The following is a 25,610-nucleotide window of genomic DNA, read 5'->3' as shown; positions in this document are numbered from 1 at the left end:
TCAAGCCTCGATGTTAACTGCATTTTGTCATTAAAATAGTTTATTTTTGCAATTCAATAATTTTATGGAATATAATACTGCACGTACCGGCCTTGTCATGAAAGAATACGGCCGGCACATCCAAAAAATGGTAGATTATCTACTTACCATTGAAAATAAAGAAGAAAGACAGCAACAAGCCGGCATTTTGATAGAGTTGATGGGCTTTTTAAACCCACATCTGAAAAATGTAGAGGATTTTAGGCATAAACTATGGGATCACCTCTATTACATGAGTGATTTTAAACTGGAGGTAGACAGTCCCTATCCGATTCCTACGCGTGAAAATTACAAAGTAAAACCGGATCCATTGCCTTATCCTAAGCGGTATCCAAGGAAAAGACACCTGGGTAAGAATATTGAAGTGGTCGTAGAAAAAGCACTGGCAGAAGAAAATGAAGAAAAAAGACAGGGACTTGCCAATGCGGTCGCTTATTATATGAAACTTTCTTATAATAATTGGCACAAAGAGACTGTTTCTGATCAGGTGTTGCAAACCGAGCTGGATGTCTTAAGCCATGGCCAGCTGACTTTTACCAATGCGCCATATATACGCAAAGAACTGGAAGACTTTAAACCTAGTTTTTCCCAGATTAATACGGGTGCCAGAAGAAATTATACTCCCAGAAATAATAACAACAATAACAATCGGGGCGGTAATATGAACCGTAATAATAACAATCGTAATAATAATAACCGGAATAACAATAATAATAATCGGGGTAACAACGGTTACAAAAAACGTTATTAGGGGTATAAAACATAATAAAAAAGCAGTAGTAATCACTACTGCTTTTTTTAGTTGGCCATTTAAGAAATTGTAAAAACCACAGGCGAAAATAGTAGTGGTAGGGTGGTACAAGTATAAGGGCTTATTGTCTTAGCTAATTTTCTGCCAAAGGCTGCACCAGCTTTTTAAAATCACTGCTGTCTCCATCAAATACATTAAAATCTACCAACCTTTTAATACCATAAACGTGGCCTTTTTCACTGTGTTGCCAAAATAACCAATCCCGGTGGATTCTGGGGCTTTTTAGCTCAAAATAATGGGCTACCCATAGGGGATAATCATCAAAATGCCCCGCTAAATAATCATTATAAAAACTGGCATAGGTATAAATTATAGGCCGCTGCTTGTAATAATGCTCCAGTGTATCTAACATGATTTGCAACTCTTTTCTAAATAGGGCAGGCGCTACACCATATCGTTGTTCTATATCAATGACTGGCGGTAGTGTGCCCTGTTCTTTGGGCACATGACGGATAAAATTGCCAGCCTGCAAAGCCCCGCTTTTGCCGGCAATGAAAAAGTGATAGGCGCCTCTTGGAATGCCTGCAAGCCCCGCCTGAAACCAGTTGTCTGTAAAACTCTTGTCTACCAGACTATACCCTTCAGTAGCTTTAATAAAAACAAAGCCAATTTTGACTTGCTGGGATTCCATGGATTTTACCATGGGCCAGTTAATCTTACCCTGATGATGGCTGACATCGATGCCATGGATCTGAAAGTTCTCAGGCAAATCAATGCCAAATTCCTTGTAATGGGCAAAATAGGCATCTTTATGGTGACGGGCATTATAGATATACAGGGCAATAGAGAATAGGAGCATACCCAAAGTCACCAGGCCCAGGATCTTCCAAAATGTTTACCCATGAGCCGTATAGCTATATTTGATTTTCCTTGTGTCTTGTTGCTTTGTGTCTTGTTGCCTTTTTTGCTTTTCTGCCTTGTTTGTTTTTTCTGTGTGGCCATCAGGAGGCAAAGGTAAGCTTAGGCGTTGTAAATTCAGTAGCTTTTGCCATAAGTGGAAAAGATATTATGACGCGCGCTCAAAGGTAGCATTGGCGATGAATCCCGGTAAATATCGTACATGGTTACTCATCAAAAAGGCAGGCTTTCTTTAGTAGAAAACCTGCCTTTTTTAAAATTATCCTTAATAGAAACGAAAGAAAATTAGATCAATCATCCAGTTTTAATACCGCCAGGAAGGCTTCCTGTGGTACTTCTACATTACCGATCTGGCGCATTCTTTTCTTACCTTCTTTTTGTTTTTCCAGTAGTTTACGTTTTCTGGAGATATCCCCGCCATAACATTTGGCAGTTACATCCTTACGCATCGCACTGATATTTTCTCGGGCGATGATTTTAGCACCGACAGCTGCCTGAATGGCAATCTGGAATTGTTGCCTTGGCAGGAGTTCTTTTAATTTTTCACAAAGTTTACGGCCAAAATCCTGCGATCTGCTGCGGTGGATCAGTGCACTTAAGGCATCTACCTTTTCCTGGTTGAGCAGGATATCCATTTTGACAATATCGCTGGCTCTGTAATCCAGCGGCGTATAGTCAAAAGAAGCGTACCCTCTGGTCTGACTTTTTAGTTTGTCATAAAAATCGAATACGATTTCTGTCAGCGGCATTTCAAAAGTAAGCTCCACCCTGGTTTGTGTCAGATAGGTCTGATTGGTCAAGGTGCCCCGCTTACTCAGACAAAGGGTCATAATATTACCGGTATAGTCAGAATGAGTGATGATCTGTGCCCGAATAAAAGGCTCTTCTATTCTGTCCAGTTTGGTAGTTTCCGGCATCTGGCCCGGATTATTTACGATGATTTTTTGGCCACTGGTGGTATATGCGACAAAGCTTACGTTGGGCACCGTAGTAATCACTGTCTGGTTAAATTCTCTTTCCAGCCGCTCCTGAATAATTTCCATATGCAGTAGCCCCAGGAAGCCGCATCTAAAACCAAAGCCCAAGGCTTGAGAGGTTTCCAGCTCATAAGTCAGGGAGGCGTCATTTAACTGCAGTTTATCCATACAGTCCCGTAACTCTTCAAAGTCTTCGGTTACCACCGGAAATATACCCGCGAAAACCATGGGTTTTACTTCCTCAAAGCCCTTGATAGAAACGCCGGGATTTTCGGTAAGGGTAATCGTATCCCCTACTTTTACCTCCTTGGCATTTTTAATGCCGGTAATAATATAGCCTACATCCCCTGCCTTTACATCTTTTGTTGGGTGGAGGCCAATGCCTAAATTGCCCACTTCATCGGCAAAATAAGTCTGTCCGGTATTGATGAATTTGATCTTATCGCCTTTTTTGATGGTGCCGTTGAATATACGGTAGTAGGCAATAATACCTCTAAAGCTATTAAACACACTGTCAAAGATCAGCGCCTGCAGAGGCGCTTGGATGTCGCCTGTAGGCGCAGGGATCCGCCGCACAATGGCTTCCAGAATCTCTTCAATACCGATGCCTGTTTTACCACTGGCTAATAAAATATCTTCTTCCTTGCAGCCGATCAAATCTACGATCTGATCTTTTACTTCAGGGATCATCGCCCCATCCATATCAATCTTATTAATTACCGGTATGATTTCCAGATCATTATCAATGGCTAAATATAAATTGCTAATGGTCTGTGCCTGGATGCCCTGAGTGGCATCTACCAATAACAGTGCACCTTCGCAGGCCGCGAGTGCCCGGCTGACTTCATAGCTAAAGTCCACATGACCTGGCGTATCAATCAGATTGAAAATATAGGCGTTACCGCTCATGGTATATTCCATCTGAATGGCCTTACTCTTAATGGTAATGCCTTTTTCCCTTTCCAGATCCATATCATCGAGCACCTGATTGGTCATTTCCCGTTCACCAACCGTTTTAGTATGTTCTAATAACCTGTCTGCCAGGGTACTTTTACCATGGTCAATATGTGCAATAATGCAGAAATTTCTTATTTGCTTCATCTGGCGGCAAAGATAACAAGGGTTCTTTGAATTTTCGAGCTTATTTGTTTAAATCAACGGATAAGTTAGGATGCATTTTCTTGTAATCGCTGCTTAATTATGGCGGATAGGCCATGATAATGGGGAAAGTAAAGACAAATCACTACAATTAGCTGACTATAATTGAGCTAAATGTAGTGATTATCAATGTGTAATTAATAAAAGCATTAATCAGCAGCATGAAGAGCGGATCCAGTACCGTTTTTGGTAATGGTTACCGGTTCTGCCAGCGCGCTGTCTGCTTTTTAGTAATTTATACTGCGCGAACCATTCACTGGCAGGATTTTCATCACCATAGGTTTTTTGCGCTTTAACGGCGTTTTAGGGTGAGGAAGTGGATGTGGATAGGGTCTGGGTCTGGGTCTGAAAATGGGCGGACGAGTCCCGGTCGCATTTTCGTTGACTTCATTGCCTTTGAGTGCCTGACTGGTCTGGACCAGGTCCAGAAGCTCACCTACCTGACTGGTTTTATCCGCTGCTAAAGGTTGTTTGAGCAGACCCGCCACCAGATCATAGCTGGCTTTTTGCTTATAAGGACTGTTTTTTAGCAGCATGCCCCAGCTGGCGGCGGCTGCAGCCAGCTGAAAATCTGCAGAAGTATTGTTAAATGCAGTTCTATTATCAGCTACTATGTGACTGAGCAGTTTGCTTTTAATGCTCTTGGGATCTTTATAACGGATACTAACCAGACCAAGTTCCTTATGGAGGCCACCTCCTGTTTTGGGGAGCTGACTAAATACGTAGCGTAGGGTATCTATTTTGGGCGTAAATTCGTCTTTAACACCTTGTGGAATGATTTCATACAAGGCGGTTACGGTACTGCCATTGCCCATTTCTGCTGCGTCCACCGTGTCCCGGTTAAAATCCTCATCGGCCAATGCGCGGTTTTCATAACCCACCAGACGGTATGCTTTGACCAGCGCTGGATTAAACTGAACCTGGACTTTCACATCCCTCGCTGCCGTAAAAAGCGTGCCGCCAAATTCCTTTAATAGAATACGGCGCGCTTCGCTACTGTTGTCAATATAGGCATAATTGCCATTGCCTTTATCGGCCAGCAGCTCCATTTTATCATCCTTATAATTACCCATACCAAAACCCAGGACAGAAAGATAGATACCTGATTTCCTTTTCTCTGTAATCAAATTTTCTAAATCACTTAAGCTACGGGCACCAACATTAAAGTCACCATCCGAGGCCAGTATTATTCGATTGTTGCCATTTTTTCTAAAATGTTTTTCGGCCATGACGTAGGCCTTTTCCAGTCCGCCGGCACCGTTGGTAGATCCTGATGCAACGAGCTGGTCTAAGGCAGCCTTTATGGCCTTTTTGTGGCTGCCATTGGTCGGTTTTAAAACATCTGTTGCCATACCGGCATAGGTGACAATACTGACATAATCCTGATCTCTGAGTTGGTCTGTCAGCATTTTAAAAGACGACACGAGTAAGGGAAGTTTGTTACTGGAGGCCATCGAGCCAGACACGTCAATTAAGAATACCAGGTTGCTGGGGGGCAGATCGTCCGCGGATACTTTTTTAGTTTGCAGTCCGATCTGCAATAAATAATGTGCCGGATTCCAGGGGGCGCTGCTAAGTTCTGTCTTGATATTGATTGGAGCACTATTTTGAGGGTTCCCGTAGTGGTAGTCAAAATAATTGATCAATTCTTCTATGCGAACCGCGTCTGTTGGTGGCAGATGGCCATCACGAATAAAGCGACGCACATTACTATAACTCGCTTTATCTACATCAACAGAAAAAGTGGAAAATGGCGCACTGGCAGTTGCTTTAAATCCATTTTCCTTTTCATGGGCATAGGATTCTGTACTCGGCTCAAAATAACCATTATTTTGAATGATTACACCGCGGCTGGGTCCGGCAAGACCCGTTAATTGCTCCTTCAGGTTATTTAAACGTCTCCCTTTGATGGTCCTCATCTTTGGGGCTGTGGCCATTGCACTACCTATTATTTGTTCACGAGAATGATTGCCATAGCCAACAACAACTACGTCCTCTAAGCCTAGTCCGCTAGCCACCATAGCTGAATCACTGGCACTCAGCGATTTTAATTGAATATGCACCGGAAATTTAAGCGTCTTAATATTTACTGTCCTTGTGACATAACCAGTCTTTAAAAAATTGATTTTTTTAGTTCGGCTGGTTATAGTCAGGCTAAAATTACCTTTTGCATCTGAATAAGTGCTTTGGTCAGAAGGAATCGTGCTGATTTTTACACCCATCACCGGAATCCCATTTTCTTCGGTCACCAAACCACTGATGTTTTTTGCCCTTTTAGTGTCTGAGCGAAGAGATTTGTTGAAAAATAACTCGACACAATCATGAAAGTAATGATACTTGCCAGTATTTTTATCAGGTACTTTTGGTTGCGGCCTTTGCCTGAGCGAAAGGGTATCGTGCCCTGATAAATGGTGGTAGCTGTTTTGATTTGACTTTGATTGGATTTTTTGCGTAAAGCATATTTAAAAGTTGCCATAAGAACAAGATTTAAGTTGTGACTGAATGAGGGCAGAACCCTGTATATCGCATCGCCTTTGATCTAAAAGACTTTTTAAGTCAGTATGCCTACTTTATATAAACTGCAGTTTTATATAACAAAGGTCTGATCAGGGAGCTATGTTGGGATTCTGTTTTAATCCGGGGCTTAATTTTAATTTAATTTACTTTTTAATTAGGATGCCGGAAAAAAGCAGAATACATAAAAGGACTTCAAAAAATTAAATAAGCACAAAAGACGCTGTAAGGTTGTGTATTACTAATTGATTATTAATAGGTAATTGGCTTAAACGCAACTGGCATTGGCAGCGTTCCTTCAGTAAAGTGACGAATGACCGATTGCCAATATATCATTAGCAATTGCCAATCTCCTGTAATTGGATTTATAGAATGTTTTCTAAATTTAATGGGTTGTCACGGGTGTTGTCAATTGATTTAGATTTTGCGCATAGGTAATATAAAAAGAGCCGAGCCAGGCATTTAGCGAGGCAAAAGGATTAAAAAGGTGGGCCACCCGTATAATGCAACCCAGGAGGCCCATATTTGCGGTACCTTTAAATTTGACCAAATTCGTAAAACATAAAGTAGATGTACAATAAAACAAAAAGGATCAGGATGCTTTATTTACCGTCGGTTTTATTAGCTGTTACTATATGTTGTTATGCTGTCCAGGCACAGGTAGTAAAACAATTGCCCGTACAATCTATGACCAATCAGGTTAACTGGCAAACATTTATGAGGTCCAGTGATTTGATTTATGACACCCTGACAAGCAAATGGACAGCGGGCCTTTTTACTGGTAATGGCCTGCTGGGTAATACGATTTATATGAAGGATGCCAATACACTGCGTATAGATATTGGCAGAACGGACGTCAGAGACCATCGCAGGGATACTGTTTTAGGTCCATTATTTAGTAAAGCAAGACTACCTATTGGTTATTTTATTTTAAAGCCACAAGGCAAGCCACTTAAAATAAAGGCAAGGCTGGATATTTGGGACGCAGTCGCTAAAGGAGAAATGCGCACAGAAAAAGGCCAGATTTACTGGCGCAGCTGGACCCAGGCGAATCAAAACATTATTATTTTTCAGGTGGCTACATCAGCCGGCGAAAATAAAATAAGCTGGACTTTCCATCCGGCGGTAGCCCAGAGTCCGAGACTGGCTTTTCATCCCGAGCTAAAAAGTAAATACAAGGCCAACCCAGGGCCGGTTACGCATTTTCAAAAAGATGATCCATATTGCGTGCAACCCTTAAGCGCTGGCGGTGGTTATACCACGGCCTGGAAAGAAGTTCAGACAAAATCAGTTGAAGAAGCGAGGTGGTTGACTGATTTGCAAACGACTGCCCCCTTTTTTGCATTAAAGGAACCGCGGCAAAATAAGCAGCCCCTGACCATCCGCACCTATTATATCAGTATTGGTAATGACCAAAAAGACTGGTCAAATAGTATAAGGGAGGCAAAAGCCAATATCCAGACTGCCATGAAAACAGATATAACCGGATTACGCAGCAAGCACAGTTTTTGGTGGCATCATTATTATACCAAAAGCTTTATTAGTATTCCAGATCCGGTGTTAAATAGTTTTTATTGGATACAGATGTATAAACTAGGGGCTGCTTCCAGAAAAAATAAGCCGCTGATTGACCTTATGGGCCCTTGGATGGCCAGCACCCCCTGGCCCGGTAACTGGTGGAACCTGAATACGGAACTGACATATAGTCCCTTATATACCGCTAATCATCTGGGCATCTCCTCTGTTCTTATGCATACGCTCTCAAAAAACGAAGCAAATCTCTCTTTAAATGTGCCCAGGCAGTTTCAGTATAATTCCGCAGGTCTGGGCAGGGCCGGAGGCCCTGATATGATTGCGCCTTTAAAGCTGACGGGCAGTGATAAGGATACATCCAACCCAGAAAGCGATCTGGAACTGGGAGACCTGACCTGGAATCTCTATTATGGTTGGCTACAGTATCGTTACACCATGGATACCACTGTACTATCAAAACTCTATCCTATTCTTAGAAAAATATCAATTATTACCTGCACCTGGCCAAAAAAGGAACGGACGGTTATTATCACCTGCCTTATAGCTATTCTCCCGAATATCCCAAAGGCATAACCAGGGATGCCAATTATGCACTTTCCTTGTTTAAATGGGGCTGTCAGACGCTTTTAAAGGCTAATAAGATATTAAACAAAAAAGATGTATTAGTACCTAAATGGGAAGAAATCCTACAATCGTTAACGCCTTATCCAACCGATGAAAATGGTCTTAGGATAGGGGGAGACGTCCCTTTTGCAAAATCACACCGGCATTACTCTCATCTATTGATGATCTATCCACTGCATCTGATGACGTGCTCAGATACGGCTAACAGGTCATTAATCGCCAAATCCTTGCAACACTGGCATAGCATGCCTGGTGCGTTGCAAGGCTATTCCTTTACAGGGGGTGCTTCCATTTATGCCTTGATGGGTGAAGGAGACAAGGCTTTAGATTATCTAAAAACCTTGATTCATAAATTTGTCAAGCCTAATACAATGTATACAGAAAGTGGACCGGTCATTGAAACACCGCTGGCAGCCGCTACTTCTGTGCAAGAATTATTACTTCAGAGCTATAACGATATCATTCGGGTTTTTCCTGCAGTTCCCGGTGCGTGGGCTGATGTCAGCTTTGATCATTTAAGAACTGAAGGCGCTTTTTTAATCAGCGCCGTCTATAAAGATCATCAAACGCGTTGGGTGAAAGTAAAGGCAACAGTAGATGGGATATGTACAATTAACCCCGGGTTTGACGCGGCAGCCCACGTGCATTTGCGTTCAGCTAGAGGCAGGCTCCGTCAACAAGATCTGATCAGTCAACAAAATAGTGGCCTGGTAAATTTTTCTAAAGATATGGCAAAAGGTACCTATCAGATAAAAATGCAAAAAGGAGAGGAGATGCTATTATATACCGATAAAACGGATTTGAATATTCCTTTAGGACCTGTCGCCTTCAAAAGCCATTCTGCTTTGAATTTCTTTGGCAAAAAGCATTTTAAATAGCCTCCTTATCCATAGCTATGGATATGCCTGGCATTTATTTAGGCCAATTATGGGATATTTTCTGTGCAGGTTACATCAGCTGTAGAGGGGCGCTCTAATCACAGTACAGCTACCTGTAAGTGGCCGTTTACGGATTACGGATTACGGATTACGGAGTAGGGCGGGAAGCGTTGCGGCTGGGTTTTAATCCATTGCGGTTACTGCCTTTGAAGCCTCAATAATAGCTTTATTTATGAACCTGTTCTCTTTTCTTTATTCAATCCTTAAATAGCTGCTATGCTTCCATAGCGGGCATGGTACTCACCTCATATTTTAGGTTCCACTCCTTGATACTTTCTAAAATCGGTAAAAAGGCCAGGCCTTTTTCAGACAACCTATATTCAACCCTTGGCGGAATTTCTTTATAGGCATAACGCTCTAACAGGCCATCCTCTTCCAATTCCTTTAACTGTTCGGTCAATACCTTCCTTGAAATGTGCGGTATAATCGCATCTAATTGACCAAACCGGATGGACCTTGTACCCATTACATTGATAATGATGGGTTTCCATTTATTGCCAATCGTACCAATAGCCCTGGTAAACGGACAATTAGAATTACAAAACCTTTCGTCTCTCATATTTTTAAATTTTGTGGTTACCTATTGGTAACCGGAATAAACTATTATGGTTACAAAGATAAACTATTGATGGTACCTTTGTGTAACCAATTTGATAAAAATCAAAAAATAAAAAAATGAATAAATTAAAAAACAAAGTAGCGGTCATCACTGGGGAAATAGTGGTATCGGCTTAGGTATTGCACAGGAATTTAAAGAAGAAGGCGTTAAAGGCGTTATTGTCGGTAGAAACCAAAATACGCTTGATAGTGCGCTGGCAATGCTTGGCGAAAATTTTATCGGCATTAATGCCGATGTTACCAAACAGGTAGATCTGGAAAGGATATTTAAAGAAACTGAGGCAAAGTTTGGTAAAATAGACATCGTCGTTGCCAATGCAGGTGGTGCGGTGAGCGGTGTGACTTTTGGATCTGTCGCAGATATTGGTGAAGAAGTTTATGACAAGACAATGGATTTAAACCTGAAAAGCGTCTATTTTACGGTCCATCATGCATTGCCACATATGAATGATGGCGCTTCAATTATTCTAATTGGCTCTAATGCAGCACATAGAGCCTATCCTTCCTTTACCTTATATGGCGCAGCCAAAGCTGCGGTCATCCATTTTGCAAAAGGATTTTCTAACGACCTATTAGCGAGAAAGATCAGGGCCAATGTCATCACCCCAGGTACAACCGATACACCTGTCTTTGACAAGTTTGTGCCAGCCGATCAGCTGGCAGCGGTAAAAAAATACTGGGCAGATGTGATGCCCATTGGGAGAATCGGCCAACCATCTGATATTGGCAAAGCAGCTGTTTTCCTGGCCTCTGAAGACGCTGCCTTTATGTTGGGGGCGGAACTGCTTGTAGATGGTGGTTTGACCTATTTGGCTAAGTAATAAGTAGATGCGTAAAAAAAATGATATAAGCTGGCCGCTATGATTGGAGACCAGCTATCATAAAATTAAAAAATAAAAAAACAATAAAATGAGTAATCTAAGCAATAAGGAAAAAAGTTATGCAATTGTCGGTTTTGGCAATTTTGGCCAGGCACTGGCTAGAGTGTTTGCCCGCAAAAATATAGAGGTGACAGTAGCTTCCAGGCGTGAAGTAGAAGTTTTAGCGCCCATCGCCCGGAAAATTGGACCAAGTATCATTGCCAAAAAACTACAGGAGGCAATTCAGGCGGATATTATCTTTTTGGCGGCTCGCTTTGAAGGATTTGAACAGATCGCCAAATTGCTGCCCAACTGGGAAGGAAAGATCATTGTTGATGTAACCAATGCCTACGGCGTGCCCCCTGAAAAAATAGGGGAACAACCCTCTTCCAGTGCTGTGGCCAAGGCTTTCACTGGCGCTCGACTCGTCAAAGGTTTCAACCATTTAGCTTCAGCGGTCTTTGGTGGCGATCCGGCTGTAAACGGCGGTAAAAGAGCCGTGTTTTTGGCAAGTGATGATCAACATGCTGCGGCCGAGATTGCCGAGATTGCCGTAAAACTTGGCTTTGCACCTATTCAGCTAGGAGGACTTGCTGAAGGTGGACTGCTGGTGAATGCCCGCGGCAATACCTGGGGACCACTGATCTTTCAGGATTTGGTAAAGTTCAGTTAAGTAGTTCAGTAAGTAAGTAAGTAAATAAGTAAGGCGCAAATAGCCATTGCAGTCATTTTTTGGGAAATGACCAGAATAAGCGTGGGGATTGTTTTATTTGAAGATTATTATAAATCTGCGCCAGTATGCCAGCAAGTTGTAATAAGAACAATAAGGCATATTAAAAACAAAAATAATGAGTAAATTAGAAAATAAAGTAGCCATAATAACCGGTTCGTCAAAAGGAATCGGTGCTGCTATCGCCATAGGATTTGCCAGGGAAGGTGCAAAAGTGGTGGTCAATTATGCAAACAGTAAAGAAGCAGCAGAAAAAGTGGTAAAAACCATAAAAGATGAGGGAGGTACTGCTATTGCAGTGCGGGGAGATGTGTCCAAAGAGGCCGATGTAATCGGGTTATTTCAGAAAACCAACGTGGCATTTGGGACGCTGGATATTTTAGTCAATAATGCAGCTTTTCAAAGTTTTGCGCCAATCGAAGAGGCAACGGTAGAAAGCTATCATCAGCATTTTGGTGTGAATGTTTTGGGTTCGATACTGTCCATACAGCAGGCACTAAAGCTGTTTGGGGATAAAGGCGGCAATATAATCAATATCAGCTCAGGAGCCAGCAAAATGCCACTATCTTCCGCCTCCTTGTATTCTGCTACCAAAGCAGCTATTGACGCTATAACTATTGCCTTATCCAAGGAGTTGGGTGTTAAAAACATCCGGATTAATTCTATACAGCCCGGTGCTACAAGGACGGAAGGTGCGCAAAGTGCAGGAGTTACAACGGGTAGTGACTATGAGCAAATGTTTATCAATAATACGCCCCTTGGGCGTCTTGGAAAGCCTGAAGATATTGCAAAGGCGGCGGTATTTTTGGCCTCTGATGAAGCTGCCTGGATTACCGGAGAGCAACTTGCTGTCTCAGGAGGCATGTATGGCTTTTAAATTAATTGAGCCATAGTGGCTTCTTTATGGTGACTTTGTCTAGGGGTAAGCCCCGTCAAAAGGACTTAGATTAAATACCAGCGCATTGTTCTGGATAATGCAAAAGCCACCGATAGGGTCTATCGGTGGCTTTTGCATTAGAGACAGTTGCCGACTAAGGCTAAAGAAAGTACTTAAAGATCCAATGCTTGTTCGCCGGCAAATTTTATTGATTATATTGCAGTAACAAATGCAAACAAGATCCGATATAAAGGTTTCAATGTCCCAAACGGATGAGGAGCTACTAGCCGCCTATAAGGCGTCTGGTGAGTTAGAGATCTTGGCTATTTTGTATAAAAGATATATGGGACTAGTATTTGCCGTTTGTTTAAAGTATCTTAAGACGCAACCAGCAAGTGAAGATGCGGTAATGGATATATTTGAGCAATTGATAGACAAAGTGAAACGCTATGATATTGAGCATTTTAGGCCTTGGTTGGGCACCCTTGCCCGCAATCACTGTTTGATGCAACTGCGCAAAAAAAAGGCTATTGATGGTGAAACCCTGCGTCTTGAAGCGGATTTTATGCATTCAGCAAAGTTGTGGCATCCTAATAGTGGCGACTTCGGGGTGGGAGACTTAGCAAAGACAGAGGCCGAAGAAAAGGAATTTATCCTAACCAGTATGGAAAGTTGCCTGGATACCCTGGTGGCGCAGCAGAAAACCTGCGTGTCCTTGTTTTACCTGGAGCAAAAATGCTATAAGGAAGTAGCAGAAATTACCGGTTTTGCAATAGATAAAGTCCGCAGTTATATTCAAAACGGTCGTAGGAACCTTAAAATTTGTATGGAAAAAAAGTCAGTGACCAGTAGAAATTACGATATAAAAACTTTGCAGGATTATCTGGCTGGAAAGCTGGATCCTAAAGCCATGCATGCCCTGGAAAGCCGAGCACTGGAGGATCCAGTGCTCGCAGATGCATTAGAAGGGCTGATGGCCAATCCTTCACTTACGACAGGGAATATTGACAAAGCTATGGATCGTTTGGCCACCAGACTGGATAAGCGAATCAAAGCTGATTTGGAAAATAACGCCTCTACGGCATCCCTTACAAATGAACCGGTTACAAATGAGTCTGATAATAGCGAAACGATACATACCCCTGAAGCTAGTTTATATCAAAAAGCGGACAAGACAAGGATGGTTACAGGACGCACCTGGTGGCGTGTTGCTGCCATTCTCGTAGTATTACTAGTGGGCGCATGGTTTTATTTTGGCATGCAGGGTAAGCATGGCCCCTCTGGTAACAGTGCTGATGAGCAATTTGTCTTAAATGGGGTAGATACTGCTATAAGCAATCAATCGCTTCCTGGCGCCTCCTCAAATGAGATCGCCAGTGCGATAAATAAAGTATTGGCAGATTCAATTGCGGCAATAAATAACGGGCAATCAGCGCCTGATGCGATCACAAAGGCAAGCAAGATCAAAGAGGAGAAGCGGGCAGATACCCAATCAAAGTCTGGTCAGCATAAAATAGCTATGGGTAAAAACACAGTAAAAGTGCCGAAAGGTTTACATCCAATAACGCCCAATGCTGATGTTTCTGTAATAGCTAAACGGGATACCCGAATGCAAAGAGAGATGCTGACTGCTGCTACAATGGTCGCAGAAAACGACTTACCTGCTGAAGATATAATGGATACGGCGGCTACCACAAAGGGGCAAGCCGCAACCGTAGCGCCCGCAGGGAAGGCCTTAGAAGATTTATTATCCCACCAGCCAATATCAAACCAATGCTTGCTGGTAAGGCTGGGAAAACGGATATAAATATTCATGGTGCAGAAGCACATAAGAAAGGCATTTTTTCAGATAGTACTCGTTCGCTAGGCGAGGTCGTAGTCGTTGGCTTTGGTAAACAACGCAAACAGCGCATAACGGGGGCCGCTGAAAGAAGTGTTAACCGGAAGATGAAAAGGATGACAAACAAGGGGATAATGATCAAAGGCAGACAGTCAGATAGTATAACGCCTGATTATCAAACCCAGCCTTTGTTTGTCGTGGATGGCAAGCTTTTGAAAGAGGGGCAATCGTATTCATTAGATCCAAAGGATATCGATAAAGTGACCATCATAAACGCAAAGGACGGCGTGCCTGTTTATGGAAAAAAAGCTAAAAACGGCGTGATCCTTGTCACAACAAAAAAACAGGCGTTACTGGACTTTTTACCTGACAATCGGATTGCAGGAGGAAAATTGCCTAAAAATAAATTGGATACGATTCAAAATAGAAACTTTACCGGCTCATTAGCCGGTAAAGTGCCAGGCATAGTCGTTTTGGAATCCTCTACAAAACTACCGCTACGTCAAGTGCATATTACACGGCTTAGTGGCGATCTGGCACCTGTCAACGGATTTGATGCCCTTAAGAAATATTTAGAAAAGAAACTTGTAAAAGGGATAATAGAACAGGGCCTTATCCATGTGGATACAGCGCGTATTTATTTTCAAGTTTATTTGGAAAATACCTCACAGGGAAAACGCACTAAAGTTACCCATATTACGAGCACCGATAAAGCGGTGGAAGACTGGTTTAGGTTTGCGGCTCAAAAAACAGCTGGCTGGCCCGATTGGCAGGTGGAAAAAGCAAAGACCAGTAAACGTGTAGATGATGTAAATGGTGTAAAAGATTCGGCGAAGATGGAAATTACCTTATTTAAATAGCATAATAGGCAAATATCTTTTGCGCATAGCTTCTGATTTATTAGCTATGCGGCTATGCGCCTTCTTTATCAGGTTTTTGGTTTTCCAAGCCCCGCTTTTCATTTAAGTCCAGGTGCCAGATCTTTTCCGCTCTTCTGCCAATCAGCCAAAAGGAGACGGCCAGCGCAATAAAAAAGATCGCTTTTGGAACACTATCCCAAAAATACTCGAAACATCTGGTATAGATATTCAAAAATAAAAAGGCAATACCAAAACTACGCAGCTGCAATAAATGCTTTTGGCTTCCCAGATAGGTGGCAACCACAGCGGCACCGGTGGAAAGCAGCGCCCAGGGCCAAAAATGCCACTGCGAAGTGGCCGACCAGCGCTCAAAGCTTGCGGTGTTGCCAAAAACAGAACTAGCCCACAGCGCTGTAAATAACAGCAGTAAACTATAAAAATGACTGATCGGGTAGAAGCCCTTCCACCAGGAAAACTTCCTGGTGCGCCAAAATACAGCCATCAGGATAAGGCCAATCAGTATATATCTTACCGGAAAGTTCATGCCAAGAAAATAGGCTTTCCAATGGGTGAGGACCCCGGTAACAACACCCAACCAAACTGTAAAAGAAATTAAAGTAAAAAGCCAGAGCAAGGCATTTTTAAATTTTAGACTTAAGGCCAGGTAGAGTAGGGAAGCAATGAGAAAAACAGTGATATAGTAAATATCACCTGTGCCTGCCATGGCAGCCAGGTTGGCTGCTGTAAAAGCGGTAAAAGTTGCACCCAGCAGGATAAAACCTTCGTTGGTAAATATACGACTGGGTTGTGCCTGCTTGTTTTTCTCGCCAAAATAGTAGAAAACAGCGCTGATAACAGCGCATAATACTGCCAGAATAAAGTTGGGCGCATTGTAAATCCTGTCCACCAGCGACTGGAAAAAACGGATCAGGCCTCTGTCGGCAAAAGTAGCTACGACGCCCGCAACGCCTAGTAATATGGCAATGATAAAACAATACCGAGCCATCATTTTCCAGTCAAAGCTGCGTACCGTGTAGCTGGATTTTAGTTCCTGGGTCTTTTCAGCAGAAAGCAGGCCACTGCTTTCCCAATGGGAGAGCATTTTATGCAGGATTTCTGCCTGGGGACGGTTTAATTGCATAGCTTTTTATATTGCGTTGAACGGCTGTTATTTGCTGCCAGCCGCAGTAATTAAAAATCAATCAATTAATTAATTAATTTCTTCTTCATCTAGTACGAGTACATTGCGGTTAAAACTCTCTTCCAAAGAGATCAGGGTTTCTGTGCGCTCAATGCCCTTTATATTTTGGAGCTCATCATGCAAAACATGCTTTAATTGCTGTATATCCTTACAGATGATTTCCGCGAACATGCTATAAGTGCCTGTTGTATAATTGAGTCGGACGATTTCAGGGATTTTTTTGAGTTCCTGCGCCACTTCTTCATACATTGAGCTCTTTTGCAGATATATACCCACAAATGTAATCACATCAAAACCCAGGGCCTTGGTATTGATATTAAGGCGCGAGCCGGTTACAATACCATATTCGTAAAGCTTCTTTATCCTTACATGAATAGTGCCACCCGACACAAATAGCTTTTTACCCAGATCCGCATAGGAAATTTCTGCATTTTCCATCATGACCTGGATAATTTGGTAGTCTAATTTGTCTAAATTTAATTTATGGCTCATTTTATTGCTGATTTTGATTAATATTCAAATATACTAATTCAATTTTAAATTATATCTAAACTTTTAAAATTTTTGTTGAATAATTTGAAAGGAATTGCCCCATGCCTTATCTTTGCACTATCAACGACGAAAAAAGGTGAAACAAGTAACCGAAATAGTCGGAAGATCTTAAACATTGTGGGGTGATGAAATTTTTGGCAGACATGCCCTCTCGTCTCGAGGGTGGGGAGTCCAGGATAAACTTAGTATAGAGCCTTTCGAAAGGAAGACCGGGGTTGACCACCGGAATTTGTACTTAAGCCAACTGCCCCGTGTAGGTTCGATCCCTACCCCTACAGCAAGCTTTAAAACTTAAATAAAAAGCAGTGATCGTAATGAATCAATTCATGACAATCGCTGCTTTTTGATTTATACGGCTGTTTTCATCTTCTGCAGATCAATAGGCTGGGCAGTTGCTACCAGTTGAGCGCTAATAATAGCCAGGTGCTCCTTTATTAATTTATTTATTATTCGCTGCGCAGGCTGTCCACCGGGTTTGCATGCGCTGCTTTAAGCGTCTGGTACCCCACTGTTACAATTGCAATGATCACGCAAATACAACCTGCAATTAAAAACACCCACCATTGTATGTTTATTCTGTACGCATAGCCGCCCAGCCACTTTTGCATCAGATAAAAACAAAGCGGCGTTGCAATGACAATGGCAATAATAATCAGCATTGCAAATTCCTTGAGTAAGATATTAAGGATGGAACGCAGCCTGGCCCCCAGGATTTTGCGGATTCCGATTTCCTTGGTCCGCTGGTTAGCCGTGGAAATAACCAATCCAAGTAATCCCAAGCAGGATATAAAAATGGCGATAAAAGAAAAATAACCTGATAATCTGCTTAACAGCTGCTCTTTCTGGTACATCCTATTGAAATCATCATCAGAGAAGGTATAAGTAAATTCAGCGCCCCCCGTCAGATTCTTATATATGCTTTCCAGGCCGGTTAAAACCGCCTTTGTTTTAGAAGGCTCTGCCCGGATCAGGATATTTCCCCAATCCTTGTCTTCACCGTAATAAAAATAATGGGTTTAATGGGGTCGTGCAGGGAAGAAAAGTGAAAATCCTTTAGCACACCAATGATAGTTCCCTGGTGTCCCCAATAATTTATTGGCTGACCAACTGCCTTTTCCAGCCCCATTACTTTTGAGCGGCCTCATTAATTAGGTATCCGACTGTGTCTGAAGGATAGGCCTTTGAAAAGTCCCTGCCTGCCTTTAAATGAAGTTTGAGGGTTTTACAAAATCATAGCCAATGGCTGAATTATTGAACAATATTTTATCATTGGGATTTTTCCCTGGCCAGACAACTCCAAAGGTCATACTTCCCACAGAAGTCGGATTTTCACCCATTTTTGAAATGGACTGGACACCATTGATTTGCAAAGCTTTATTTTTAAATACCTCATATTTATGGGCGATATTGGAAGTTACTGGCAACTCAATAAGGTTATTGCGGTCAAAGCCTAAATCCAGATGATGAATGTAGCGAATTTGTTGAAAGATAATCAGCGTCCCTGCAATCAGAAAATTAGCCAGGACAAACTGAAAAACGACCAAACCTTTTCTAAATAGCAGTGAGCTTTTATTCACTGTTAGTGTTTTCTGCAAAAAGGATATGGGTTTGATGGAAGTTGTCATAATGGCCGGATAGAGGCCTGCCGCCAGTGTCGTAACGAATACCAATACGATTAATTTTATCCAGAAAATGGGATCTTTTACTGGAAGATAACTATGACTACCAGTGAGTTGATTGAATCCCGGAAGGAGTGCCGCAACAGCGATCAATGCAATAATGGCAGCCAGCAGTGAAAGGATAAAGGCCTCTGTCAGATAATTGAGTATCAGAGCACGCCGGCTAGCGCCGATTATTTTTCTCACAGCAGTCGCTTTAAAGCGGTTCATCGCTCTGGCTGTAGATAGATTGACAAAATTTATGCTGGCTATAACCATGATAAAAATGGCAATGAGCCTAAATAGATGTACGTACTGGATTTTGCCCCCTGAAATCTTTCCGTTTTCAAATTTGTCGTGTAAATAACTGTCACCAAACCTTTGCATGCCCAGCGTAATACTATAGTGTTTGTCTGGCTTTACATAGCTGTCTACAAAATGTTTGATCTTTTTGCGGTTAGTTTGGGATCTGCAGTTTTTTTAAGTAACACCAGGGTATTGGTCCCTACATTACCCCAATCTTTTGCCCAGTCATTTTCCTGTAGAAAAGTCGCCCAGTTAATAATACAATCAAACCTTTGGGAGGCTTCTTTAGGCAAGTTTTTGAATACGCCTGTAATTTTTAAATCCTTTTTGCCGTCGTAATTAATTACCTGACCTAAGGCTTTCTTTGCATCACCAAATACTGCCCTGGCCATATCCTCAGAGATACATATACTTTCTGCTGAACTTAATACCGCATTAGGATTGCCAGTGACCAGTGGATAACGTAAGATTTTTAGGTAGTTGCTGTCGGCATAGATGGTCTCAAATTGGTATTGCTTATGGTTGAGCTCAAAAGTTGCTTTATCGGGCTCATCTTTAAGCCAGGCCACGCTCGACGCTTCCTGGATTTCCGGGATCTTGTCTTTTAGTGGCCCGGCCAGTATACCCTGGGTCCGATAGCTGGAATTAATAGCGCCCTCCACGTGCATATTCTCATATACAATAAAGAGATTGTCGCCGTTTTCATGGAAATTGTCGATACTGTTTTGTTCCCGGATCCAAAGCAGGATGGTTATACTGCAGATCAAGGCAAGGGTTAACCCAAACAAATTCAATAAGGAAAATGTCCGATCTTTTTTCAGGTTTCTGAAAGCCGTTTTCAGGTTATTATTTTCCATGGAACATGGTAATTGTATTGAACAAACACCAATAGAAATAATGCCAAAAAACAATGTACTGGTTTATATATAAATATATATACGTTATATTTATTGTGTGTTCGATTCTGGGACAGTACTGTTCGCTTTTGATGCTTGTTTATGGAAGTCTAATCTGAAAAGTGAAGATTGATACGGTTGCATCTATTATGGGACGCTAGCCTTTTTAATTTGCTTAATTTAAAACCTGATCCACTATTTTTAAACTTATATTCCTATTTCCAAAGCTATGTACTTTGCGCTTCGGTTTTTCCCTATCTGGTGGCCAGGCCTCTGACCATTTTACGGTTCAGTGATGAGCAAACTACAAATCCTGCAAAAACAATGACTGTGGTAAAACTAAACATGTATTCAATACCGAAGGATTCAATCAGGCCACCAATAAGTGGCCCTGTGATGCCTAGTGAAATGTCTATAAACAATCCGTAGGCCGCCAGGGCGGATCCACTGCGATCAGCAGCAAATAGTTTTACGGCCTCAACTCCCAAAGAAGGAAACATCAGTGAAAAGCCAAAGCCAGTGACCGCAGCCCTGCCAGTGCAAAATAGGGTTGCTGGAATAGCGCCAGGATTAAAAGACCGATCGTTTCACAGGCCAGGCAGGCCATGGCGACCTTAACACCGCCATAATCATTAATGGCATTGGAAAAGAACATCCTGCCTATTATAAACAGTACACTAAAGACGCTCAAACAAAGCGCGGCATGCTCCCAGTGAAAATGATCATAATATAGCGTGATAAAGTTGGAAATCGTACCAAAACCCAGACCGGCCAGCATCAGACAAATACCATAAGGAGCAACTTTGATCAGTACCGTGATAAAATTAATTTGACCTTCTGCTGTAGCTGCCGACGGTGGTGCAATCACATTGGGTTTTCTACTGGCCAGAAAATAGCCCAGTGCCCCTAAAGCCAGCGTTAGAAAGGCAATCGCATACATACCGATATGTTGGTCTAAAAATACGCCCAGCGTGGCGCCCAGTGCCAGGCCGCCATAAGATGCAATACCATTATAAGAAATCACCGTAGCGGTCTGTTTTTCTCCTGCAACAAGCATCGCCCAGTTAATAGGGAGGCCCCGATAAAGCCTTCGCCGCAACCGGTGACCAGTCGGGCGATAATCAGAATCAGCAGGCTGAAAAAAGCCTGACTGCGCGAAAGATAGGTTAGATATAATAAAACACCGCTTAATGCCAGGCAGCCCATGCTGATATAGACGGAAAGCCGGGGTCCATATTTATCAATCAATGTACCGGACCAGCCTCTGGTTAAAAAGGTGGCAACATATTGCAGACTGATGACGATGCCAGCCATAAGGGTAGAATAGCCCAGGGTTTTGTAATAAAGATGGGTAAAATAGCTAAGGGTAAACCAATACACAGGTAACCAAAAAGGTAAATAGCACATAACTGGCTATCGTGATTTTGGTGGAAATTTTGTTACTGTATGGTATACTTTTTAAGCGAGACATTTTCACTGTGTTTTGCCGCGCAAAGTTAGGCCAATAATTTTCCATCACCGCATAGTGAACATTGTTATGTGAGAATTAGGTAAAACTTTACAGTAAAAGGAGAATTTGTGAAAACGGCAACGAAGCCATTAACGAAAAGGGTAGGATCACGCAGCGGCATTTTAAAAATATTAGATAATCTCTAAAGCGTTTTGGATTAGTGGTGCTTAATTAGTATAAATTCAATAAAAACAATTAAAAATTAAATAGAATCTATTATTTTAAAATATTTATTAGAAAATGATGAAAGATTAGATTGTTTTTCTATCTTTGCACTATCAACGACAAAAAAAGGTGAAACAAGTAACCGAAAATAGTCGGAAGATCTTAAACATTGTGGGGTGATGAAATTTTGGCAGACATGCCCTCTCGTCTCGAGGGTGGGGAGTCCAGGATAAACTTAGTATAGAGCCTTTCGAAAGGAAGACCGGGGTTGACCACCGGAATTTGTACTTAAGCCAACTGCCCGTGTAGGTTCGATCCCTACCCTACAGCCAGTAAACATAAATCCTGTTATTGATTGAAAAGATTGATAGCAGGATTTTTTTGCCCAAAATCAGCAACTGCAAATCCAAAATATTGACATATAGGCCAAAGACATTTAGGCAAAATCAAATAGCCCCTGATCGTTTTATACGATCAGGGGCTATTTGATTTATAACTGCCAAAAAGAATTCAGCTTACTTTTTAGAATAACGGTGTGCCCGTCATTTCTTTAGGAAGCGCAATATCCATGGATTTTAAGATAGACGGCGCAATATCACCCAGTTTGCCTTCTTTTAAAGTTCCTTTAAAGTCATTGGATATTAAAATAAGGGAACCAGATTGACTGAGTGCTGCGTATTGGGGTGCCATCCGGATTTACCATATTATCTGCATTACCATGATCGGCTGTAAGGAAGATATTGTAGCCATGTTCTAAGGCCAGGGGCACAATCTGGGATACACAATGATCTACGGTTTCTGCTGCTTTAATAACAGCAGAGAATACACCGGTATGGCCAACCATATCTGTATTGGCAAAGTTCAGGCAGATAAAATCCGCTGTTTCCTGTTCTATTTCCGGTAGAATCTTGGCAGTGATATCATTTGCAGACATTTCCGGTTGCAAATCATAAGTGGCTACTTTAGGAGAGGCCGCCATCAGGCGTTTTTCTCCTTCAAATTCTTTCTCACGCCCACCACTGAAGAAAAAGGTGACGTGTGGATATTTTCGGTTTCAGCAATACGGATTTGCTTTTTACCATTGGAAGCCAAAACCTCTCCGATGGTATTATTCAGGTCTTCATTTTGGAAGATAATATGAACGCCTTTGAAATCCTTATTATACTGCGTCATGGTCGTATAATCAATATCCAGCTTTTTCATACCAAAATCAGGGAAATCTTCCTGGGTCAGGACTTGAGTGATTTCACGGCAACGATCCGTCCTGAAATTAAAACAGATCGCTACGTCACCGTCACTGATTTTACTATCTGGATTATCCTGAAGCTGCTGATTGATAATAGGCTTGATAAATTCATCGGTCACTTCGTTTTGGTAGGAAGCGTCTATGGCGGCAACCAGATCTGTGGCTAACTCGCCCGTGCCATGAACGATTGCATCATAGGCTAACTTAACTCTTTCCCAACGTTTATCTCTGTCCATGGCATAATACCTGCCGGTAATGGAGGCAATCTGCCCTACGCCAGTACCCGCTAAATGGGCCAGTAAATCCTGGATGAAGCCTTTGCCACTATGGGGATCACAATCCCTGCCATCGGTAAAGGCATGGATAAATACATTTTTAAAATCCTCCTGCTTACAGACATCAATGATGGCTTTAAGGTGGTTGATATGACTATGGACACCGCCATTACTTACCAGACCTAACAAATGCAGCGGTTTCTGTGTTGATTTTGCCTTTTGGATGGCAGCTAAAAGCGTCGGGTTCTTATGAAACTCATTTTCCCGAATCGCGACATTGATCCGTTGTAGTTCTTGGTAGACGATTCTTCCAGCCCCTAGGTTTAGGTGTCCAACCTCACTATTGCCCATCTGACCATCAGGCAATCCGACAGATTCGCCATAGGTAACCAGCGTCGTATGCGGATATTTGTCATATAATGCGTCTACAAAAGGTGTATTTGCCGCCTGAATGGCATCAATTTGTTTGCTTTTTCCCAGTCCCCATCCATCCATGATGAGCAGAATGGCTTTTTTTGCTTGCATGCAATTTTGTTTTAATATTTTCAGCTATATTTGCGTTCCAAAGCAGTAAAATTAAAGAATTTAAACCTTTCCAGCGTTAGTTACTCTAACTGTTACAAGTTTTTAAGGCATGGAAATCCTTAGGTTTGAAAGAGATGCATTTTGGCGCACTCTTTGCACCTAGGATGTTAGTTTACAAAACAAATGAAGATGAAAAGAATTTTAGCGATTTTGACTTGTGTATTATTATTTGCTTCATTTACGGCATTTTCCACCAATTCTTCAGAAATTGTCGATGCATTGAAGGCTAATAATGCCACTCAGGTCAGTAAATATTTTGACAGTGCGGTTGATTTTAAGCTTCCTGGCAAGGATGAAGTGAAAAATGTCAGTAAAAACCAGGCTACCCAGATCTTAAAAAGCTTTTATTCCGAACAGGATATTAAAAGCTTCGAGTTAACCTCTAAAAGGGAAATGGCGGGACTGGTTATCTTACCGGCAAACTTAAGGCCTCATCCAGAAGCTATAATATTACCATTATGCTCAAGACCAGTGGATCAACAACTTCCATTGTCACTGTTCGAATCAATTAATCGCATGTAACATTACCTAATTTTAGTGTAGATAGCGGTAGAAATCAATTCTATCGCTATTTTTGTTGCTATAGGAATAAGAACGAACCGGAATATAAATAATATAACCTAACATAAATCTATTGCTTTTATGTCAATAGCTGAACTTTACGAGATTTATAAAAAATACCCCTCTGTAAAAACGGATAGCCGAAATATACAGCCTGGTGATTTGTTTTTTGCCTTAAAAGGCCCCAATTTTAATGGTAATCTTTATGCAGCCCAGGCAATAAGTGATGGCGCTGTCTATGCGATTATTGATGAACCGCTAAAGCAGGATAATGAACGCTTTATCCAGGTGCCAGATGTACTCAGCTGTTTGCAACAACTAGCGCATTACCACCGCAGGACTTTTGATATACCCTTTATTGCCATTACGGGCAGCAATGGTAAAACGACCACTAAGGAACTAATCCATACTGTTTTAAGCACTTCATATACAACCTATACCACGAAAGGGAACCTTAATAATCATATTGGCATACCGCTAACCATTCTGTCGGTAAAAAGAGATGCAGAGGTGGCAGTTATAGAAATGGGTGCCAATCATTTAAAAGAAATTGCCGGTTATTGTATCTATACGCAGCCCACCATCGGTATTATTACCAATTGTGGTAAAGCCCACCTGGAAGGGTTTGGAAGTGAGGCCGGGGTACGCAAGGGTAAAGGCGAACTCTTTGACTACTTGCGGGCAAATAATGGAACTTGCTTTGCCTTTGCCGATTATCCTTATTTTACAGATATGACCCAAGGTATCGATCGTAAGTATTGGTACAGCGGTAATGTCAATTCCAATAAAACGCCGCTGATTGCGGCTGGAAGTATTGAAAAAAGCGATCCATTTTTGATCATTAAATTACAGGCACATCATAAGGCAGACAGATTGATTAATACACAGCTCGTGGGCGCCTATAACTTACCTAATGTACTCTGTGCGGTGGCCATAGGCCGTTATTTTGATATATCGGATGAAGCTATTGAAAGAGCCATTGCTGCCTATGCGCCTTCAAACAGCCGTTCTCAATTGATCCATCAAGGCAGCAATCAGATCATACTTGACGCTTATAATGCAAATCCTTCCAGTATGCAAGCGGCCATTGAGAACTTTAGTAGGATGCAGGCAGATCATAAAGTGTTGATCCTGGGCGGTATGAAAGAGCTCGGTCAGGATAGTGAAGCCGAACATAGAAAATTGATTAGTCAGATTAAACAAATCGGCGGCTGGCAAGAAGTGCTCCTGATTGGGCCTGAATTTGAAGCGTTGGCATCTAATTATCTTTGGTTTTTGGATCAAAAGGCGGCCGCAGCGGCCATTGAAAAGATGCACATAGAAAAAAGTTATATTCTGGTCAAAGGTTCCAGAAGCAACGGGCTTGAAAAATTGGTGGCGTATTTATAAGAAAAAGAAAATCGCCTGTTGTTTGCACC

The 25,610-nt window shown here is 42.0% G+C and carries 23 protein-coding genes and 1 pseudogene; 10 read left to right on the top strand and 14 right to left on the bottom strand.

The window, feature by feature from the left end; translation table 11 throughout:
- Window positions 1–64 precede the first annotated feature (64 nt).
- Complete coding sequence (locus FSB73_RS03715; RefSeq protein ID WP_146788051.1) at window positions 65–790, top strand: DUF4290 domain-containing protein; 726 nt, start codon at window positions 65–67, stop codon at window positions 788–790.
- 133 nt (window positions 791–923) lie between these two features.
- Here the strand turns inward: FSB73_RS03715 and FSB73_RS03710 are convergent, their stop codons facing one another.
- The 4 genes from FSB73_RS03710 to FSB73_RS03695 all read right to left on the bottom strand — a co-directional run bounded on the left by FSB73_RS03710 (window position 924) and on the right by FSB73_RS03695 (window position 6,319).
- The gene (locus FSB73_RS03710) at window positions 924–1,649 is read right to left on the bottom strand and encodes a glycoside hydrolase family 25 protein (RefSeq protein WP_146780175.1); all 726 of its coding nucleotides are present in this window, start codon (window positions 1,647–1,649) and stop codon (window positions 924–926) included.
- 349 nt (window positions 1,650–1,998) lie between these two features.
- A complete protein-coding gene (lepA, locus tag FSB73_RS03705) occupies window positions 1,999–3,786 on the bottom strand; it encodes a translation elongation factor 4 (RefSeq protein WP_146780174.1) in 1,788 nt (595 codons plus the stop codon).
- 284 nt (window positions 3,787–4,070) lie between these two features.
- The gene (locus FSB73_RS03700; protein ID WP_225974765.1) at window positions 4,071–6,092 is read right to left on the bottom strand and encodes a vWA domain-containing protein; all 2,022 of its coding nucleotides are present in this window, start codon (window positions 6,090–6,092) and stop codon (window positions 4,071–4,073) included.
- Entirely contained in the window at window positions 6,089–6,319 is a 231-nt protein-coding gene (locus FSB73_RS03695; RefSeq protein WP_146780172.1) for a hypothetical protein, read from the bottom strand. The genes FSB73_RS03700 and FSB73_RS03695 overlap by 4 nt, the downstream gene beginning before the upstream one ends.
- Window positions 6,320–6,954: 635 nt before the next feature.
- Between FSB73_RS03695 and FSB73_RS03690 the strand changes: the two genes are divergently transcribed.
- Both FSB73_RS03690 and FSB73_RS03685 read left to right on the top strand, forming a co-directional pair.
- On the top strand, window positions 6,955–8,463 hold the full coding sequence (locus tag FSB73_RS03690; protein ID WP_146780171.1) for a hypothetical protein: 1,509 nt from the start codon (window positions 6,955–6,957) through the stop codon (window positions 8,461–8,463).
- The gene (locus FSB73_RS03685) at window positions 8,373–9,392 is read left to right on the top strand and encodes a glycosyl hydrolase family 95 catalytic domain-containing protein (RefSeq protein ID WP_394344838.1); all 1,020 of its coding nucleotides are present in this window, start codon (window positions 8,373–8,375) and stop codon (window positions 9,390–9,392) included. The genes FSB73_RS03690 and FSB73_RS03685 overlap by 91 nt, the downstream gene beginning before the upstream one ends.
- Before the next feature lie 274 nt (window positions 9,393–9,666).
- Here the strand turns inward: FSB73_RS03685 and FSB73_RS03680 are convergent, their stop codons facing one another.
- A complete protein-coding gene (locus FSB73_RS03680; RefSeq protein WP_146780169.1) occupies window positions 9,667–10,011 on the bottom strand; it encodes a winged helix-turn-helix transcriptional regulator in 345 nt (114 codons plus the stop codon).
- 124 nt (window positions 10,012–10,135) lie between these two features.
- Between FSB73_RS03680 and FSB73_RS03675 the strand changes: the two genes are divergently transcribed.
- The 5 genes from FSB73_RS03675 (at window position 10,136) to FSB73_RS03655 (ending at window position 15,237) form a co-directional block, all read left to right on the top strand.
- On the top strand, window positions 10,136–10,891 hold the full coding sequence (locus FSB73_RS03675) for an SDR family NAD(P)-dependent oxidoreductase (RefSeq protein ID WP_225974764.1): 756 nt from the start codon (window positions 10,136–10,138) through the stop codon (window positions 10,889–10,891).
- Between the two features lie 88 nt (window positions 10,892–10,979).
- Window positions 10,980–11,603: an NADPH-dependent F420 reductase gene (locus FSB73_RS03670; protein ID WP_146780168.1), complete on the top strand. Its 624-nt coding sequence runs from the start codon at window positions 10,980–10,982 to the stop codon at window positions 11,601–11,603.
- A 175-nt stretch (window positions 11,604–11,778) separates the two neighbouring features.
- Complete coding sequence (locus tag FSB73_RS03665; RefSeq protein ID WP_146780167.1) at window positions 11,779–12,537, top strand: SDR family NAD(P)-dependent oxidoreductase; 759 nt, start codon at window positions 11,779–11,781, stop codon at window positions 12,535–12,537.
- 259 nt (window positions 12,538–12,796) lie between these two features.
- The gene (locus FSB73_RS03660) at window positions 12,797–14,344 is read left to right on the top strand and encodes an RNA polymerase sigma factor (protein ID WP_146780166.1); all 1,548 of its coding nucleotides are present in this window, start codon (window positions 12,797–12,799) and stop codon (window positions 14,342–14,344) included.
- The gene (locus tag FSB73_RS03655) at window positions 14,311–15,237 is read left to right on the top strand and encodes a hypothetical protein (protein ID WP_146780165.1); all 927 of its coding nucleotides are present in this window, start codon (window positions 14,311–14,313) and stop codon (window positions 15,235–15,237) included. Before FSB73_RS03660 ends, FSB73_RS03655 begins: the two co-directional genes overlap by 34 nt.
- Window positions 15,238–15,289: 52 nt before the next feature.
- Here the strand turns inward: FSB73_RS03655 and FSB73_RS03650 are convergent, their stop codons facing one another.
- From FSB73_RS03650 to gpmI, 9 genes and pseudogenes are all read right to left on the bottom strand, one after another.
- Window positions 15,290–16,378 carry a hypothetical protein gene (locus FSB73_RS03650; RefSeq protein ID WP_146780164.1) on the bottom strand — a complete coding sequence of 363 codons (1,089 nt, stop codon included), beginning with the start codon at window positions 16,376–16,378 and terminating at the stop codon, window positions 15,290–15,292.
- Between the two features lie 69 nt (window positions 16,379–16,447).
- Window positions 16,448–16,930: an Lrp/AsnC ligand binding domain-containing protein gene (locus FSB73_RS03645; protein ID WP_146780163.1), complete on the bottom strand. Its 483-nt coding sequence runs from the start codon at window positions 16,928–16,930 to the stop codon at window positions 16,448–16,450.
- Between the two features lie 506 nt (window positions 16,931–17,436).
- The gene (locus FSB73_RS03640; RefSeq protein WP_146780162.1) at window positions 17,437–17,841 is read right to left on the bottom strand and encodes an ABC transporter permease; all 405 of its coding nucleotides are present in this window, start codon (window positions 17,839–17,841) and stop codon (window positions 17,437–17,439) included.
- Window positions 17,842–18,192: 351 nt separating this feature from the next.
- Window positions 18,193–19,035 (bottom strand): ABC transporter permease, encoded by an 843-nt coding sequence (locus FSB73_RS03635; RefSeq protein WP_146780161.1) that lies wholly within the window; start codon window positions 19,033–19,035, stop codon window positions 18,193–18,195.
- Window positions 19,036–19,079: 44 nt separating this feature from the next.
- Window positions 19,080–19,811, bottom strand: coding sequence for an ABC transporter permease (locus FSB73_RS03630; protein ID WP_146780160.1), 732 nt, complete (start codon window positions 19,809–19,811; stop codon window positions 19,080–19,082).
- A 293-nt stretch (window positions 19,812–20,104) separates the two neighbouring features.
- Entirely contained in the window at window positions 20,105–20,350 is a 246-nt protein-coding gene (locus tag FSB73_RS24045) for a hypothetical protein (RefSeq protein ID WP_225974463.1), read from the bottom strand.
- Entirely contained in the window at window positions 20,350–20,907 is a 558-nt protein-coding gene (locus tag FSB73_RS24040; RefSeq protein WP_225974462.1) for a hypothetical protein, read from the bottom strand. Before FSB73_RS24040 ends, FSB73_RS24045 begins: the two co-directional genes overlap by 1 nt.
- Complete coding sequence (locus FSB73_RS24035) at window positions 20,871–21,257, bottom strand: hypothetical protein (RefSeq protein ID WP_225974461.1); 387 nt, start codon at window positions 21,255–21,257, stop codon at window positions 20,871–20,873. Before FSB73_RS24035 ends, FSB73_RS24040 begins: the two co-directional genes overlap by 37 nt.
- 899 nt (window positions 21,258–22,156) lie before the next feature.
- A pseudogene (gene gpmI / locus FSB73_RS03620) lies at window positions 22,157–23,571 on the bottom strand (2,3-bisphosphoglycerate-independent phosphoglycerate mutase).
- Window positions 23,572–23,760: 189 nt separating this feature from the next.
- Between gpmI and FSB73_RS03615 the strand changes: the two are divergent.
- Together FSB73_RS03615 and FSB73_RS03610 are read left to right on the top strand one after the other, a co-directional pair.
- Window positions 23,761–24,153 (top strand): DUF4783 domain-containing protein, encoded by a 393-nt coding sequence (locus tag FSB73_RS03615; protein ID WP_158639397.1) that lies wholly within the window; start codon window positions 23,761–23,763, stop codon window positions 24,151–24,153.
- Window positions 24,154–24,273: 120 nt separating this feature from the next.
- The gene (locus tag FSB73_RS03610; protein ID WP_146780158.1) at window positions 24,274–25,581 is read left to right on the top strand and encodes a UDP-N-acetylmuramoyl-tripeptide--D-alanyl-D-alanine ligase; all 1,308 of its coding nucleotides are present in this window, start codon (window positions 24,274–24,276) and stop codon (window positions 25,579–25,581) included.
- The last annotated feature ends 29 nt before the right edge of the window (window positions 25,582–25,610 follow it).

This window comes from Arachidicoccus ginsenosidivorans (assembly GCF_007971385.1).
GTDB lineage: Bacteria > Bacteroidota > Bacteroidia > Chitinophagales > Chitinophagaceae > Arachidicoccus > Arachidicoccus ginsenosidivorans.
This window is presented reverse-complemented; position numbering and strand designations above follow the sequence as displayed.

Excerpts from the sequence above, each read along its gene's own strand:
- FSB73_RS03715 (WP_146788051.1), top strand. The coding sequence starts at position 65 with ATGGAATATAATACTGCACGTACCGGCCTTGTCATGAAAGAATACGGC.
- FSB73_RS03710 (WP_146780175.1), bottom strand. The coding sequence starts at position 1,649 with ATGCTCCTATTCTCTATTGCCCTGTATATCTATAATGCCCGTCACCAT.
- lepA (WP_146780174.1), bottom strand. The coding sequence starts at position 3,786 with ATGAAGCAAATAAGAAATTTCTGCATTATTGCACATATTGACCATGGT.
- FSB73_RS03695 (WP_146780172.1), bottom strand. The coding sequence starts at position 6,319 with ATGGCAACTTTTAAATATGCTTTACGCAAAAAATCCAATCAAAGTCAA.
- FSB73_RS03690 (WP_146780171.1), top strand. The coding sequence starts at position 6,955 with ATGCTTTATTTACCGTCGGTTTTATTAGCTGTTACTATATGTTGTTAT.
- FSB73_RS03680 (WP_146780169.1), bottom strand. The coding sequence starts at position 10,011 with ATGAGAGACGAAAGGTTTTGTAATTCTAATTGTCCGTTTACCAGGGCT.
- FSB73_RS03670 (WP_146780168.1), top strand. The coding sequence starts at position 10,980 with ATGAGTAATCTAAGCAATAAGGAAAAAAGTTATGCAATTGTCGGTTTT.
- FSB73_RS03665 (WP_146780167.1), top strand. The coding sequence starts at position 11,779 with ATGAGTAAATTAGAAAATAAAGTAGCCATAATAACCGGTTCGTCAAAA.
- FSB73_RS03660 (WP_146780166.1), top strand. The coding sequence starts at position 12,797 with ATGTCCCAAACGGATGAGGAGCTACTAGCCGCCTATAAGGCGTCTGGT.
- FSB73_RS03655 (WP_146780165.1), top strand. The coding sequence starts at position 14,311 with ATGCTTGCTGGTAAGGCTGGGAAAACGGATATAAATATTCATGGTGCA.
- FSB73_RS03650 (WP_146780164.1), bottom strand. The coding sequence starts at position 16,378 with ATGCAATTAAACCGTCCCCAGGCAGAAATCCTGCATAAAATGCTCTCC.
- FSB73_RS03645 (WP_146780163.1), bottom strand. The coding sequence starts at position 16,930 with ATGAGCCATAAATTAAATTTAGACAAATTAGACTACCAAATTATCCAG.
- FSB73_RS03640 (WP_146780162.1), bottom strand. The coding sequence starts at position 17,841 with ATGTACCAGAAAGAGCAGCTGTTAAGCAGATTATCAGGTTATTTTTCT.
- FSB73_RS03635 (WP_146780161.1), bottom strand. The coding sequence starts at position 19,035 with ATGCAAAGGTTTGGTGACAGTTATTTACACGACAAATTTGAAAACGGA.
- FSB73_RS03630 (WP_146780160.1), bottom strand. The coding sequence starts at position 19,811 with ATGGAAAATAATAACCTGAAAACGGCTTTCAGAAACCTGAAAAAAGAT.
- FSB73_RS24045 (WP_225974463.1), bottom strand. The coding sequence starts at position 20,350 with ATGTTTCCTTCTTTGGGAGTTGAGGCCGTAAAACTATTTGCTGCTGAT.
- FSB73_RS24040 (WP_225974462.1), bottom strand. The coding sequence starts at position 20,907 with ATGCTTGTTGCAGGAGAAAAACAGACCGCTACGGTGATTTCTTATAAT.
- FSB73_RS24035 (WP_225974461.1), bottom strand. The coding sequence starts at position 21,257 with ATGTGCTATTTACCTTTTTGGTTACCTGTGTATTGGTTTACCCTTAGC.
- FSB73_RS03615 (WP_158639397.1), top strand. The coding sequence starts at position 23,761 with ATGAAAAGAATTTTAGCGATTTTGACTTGTGTATTATTATTTGCTTCA.
- FSB73_RS03610 (WP_146780158.1), top strand. The coding sequence starts at position 24,274 with ATGTCAATAGCTGAACTTTACGAGATTTATAAAAAATACCCCTCTGTA.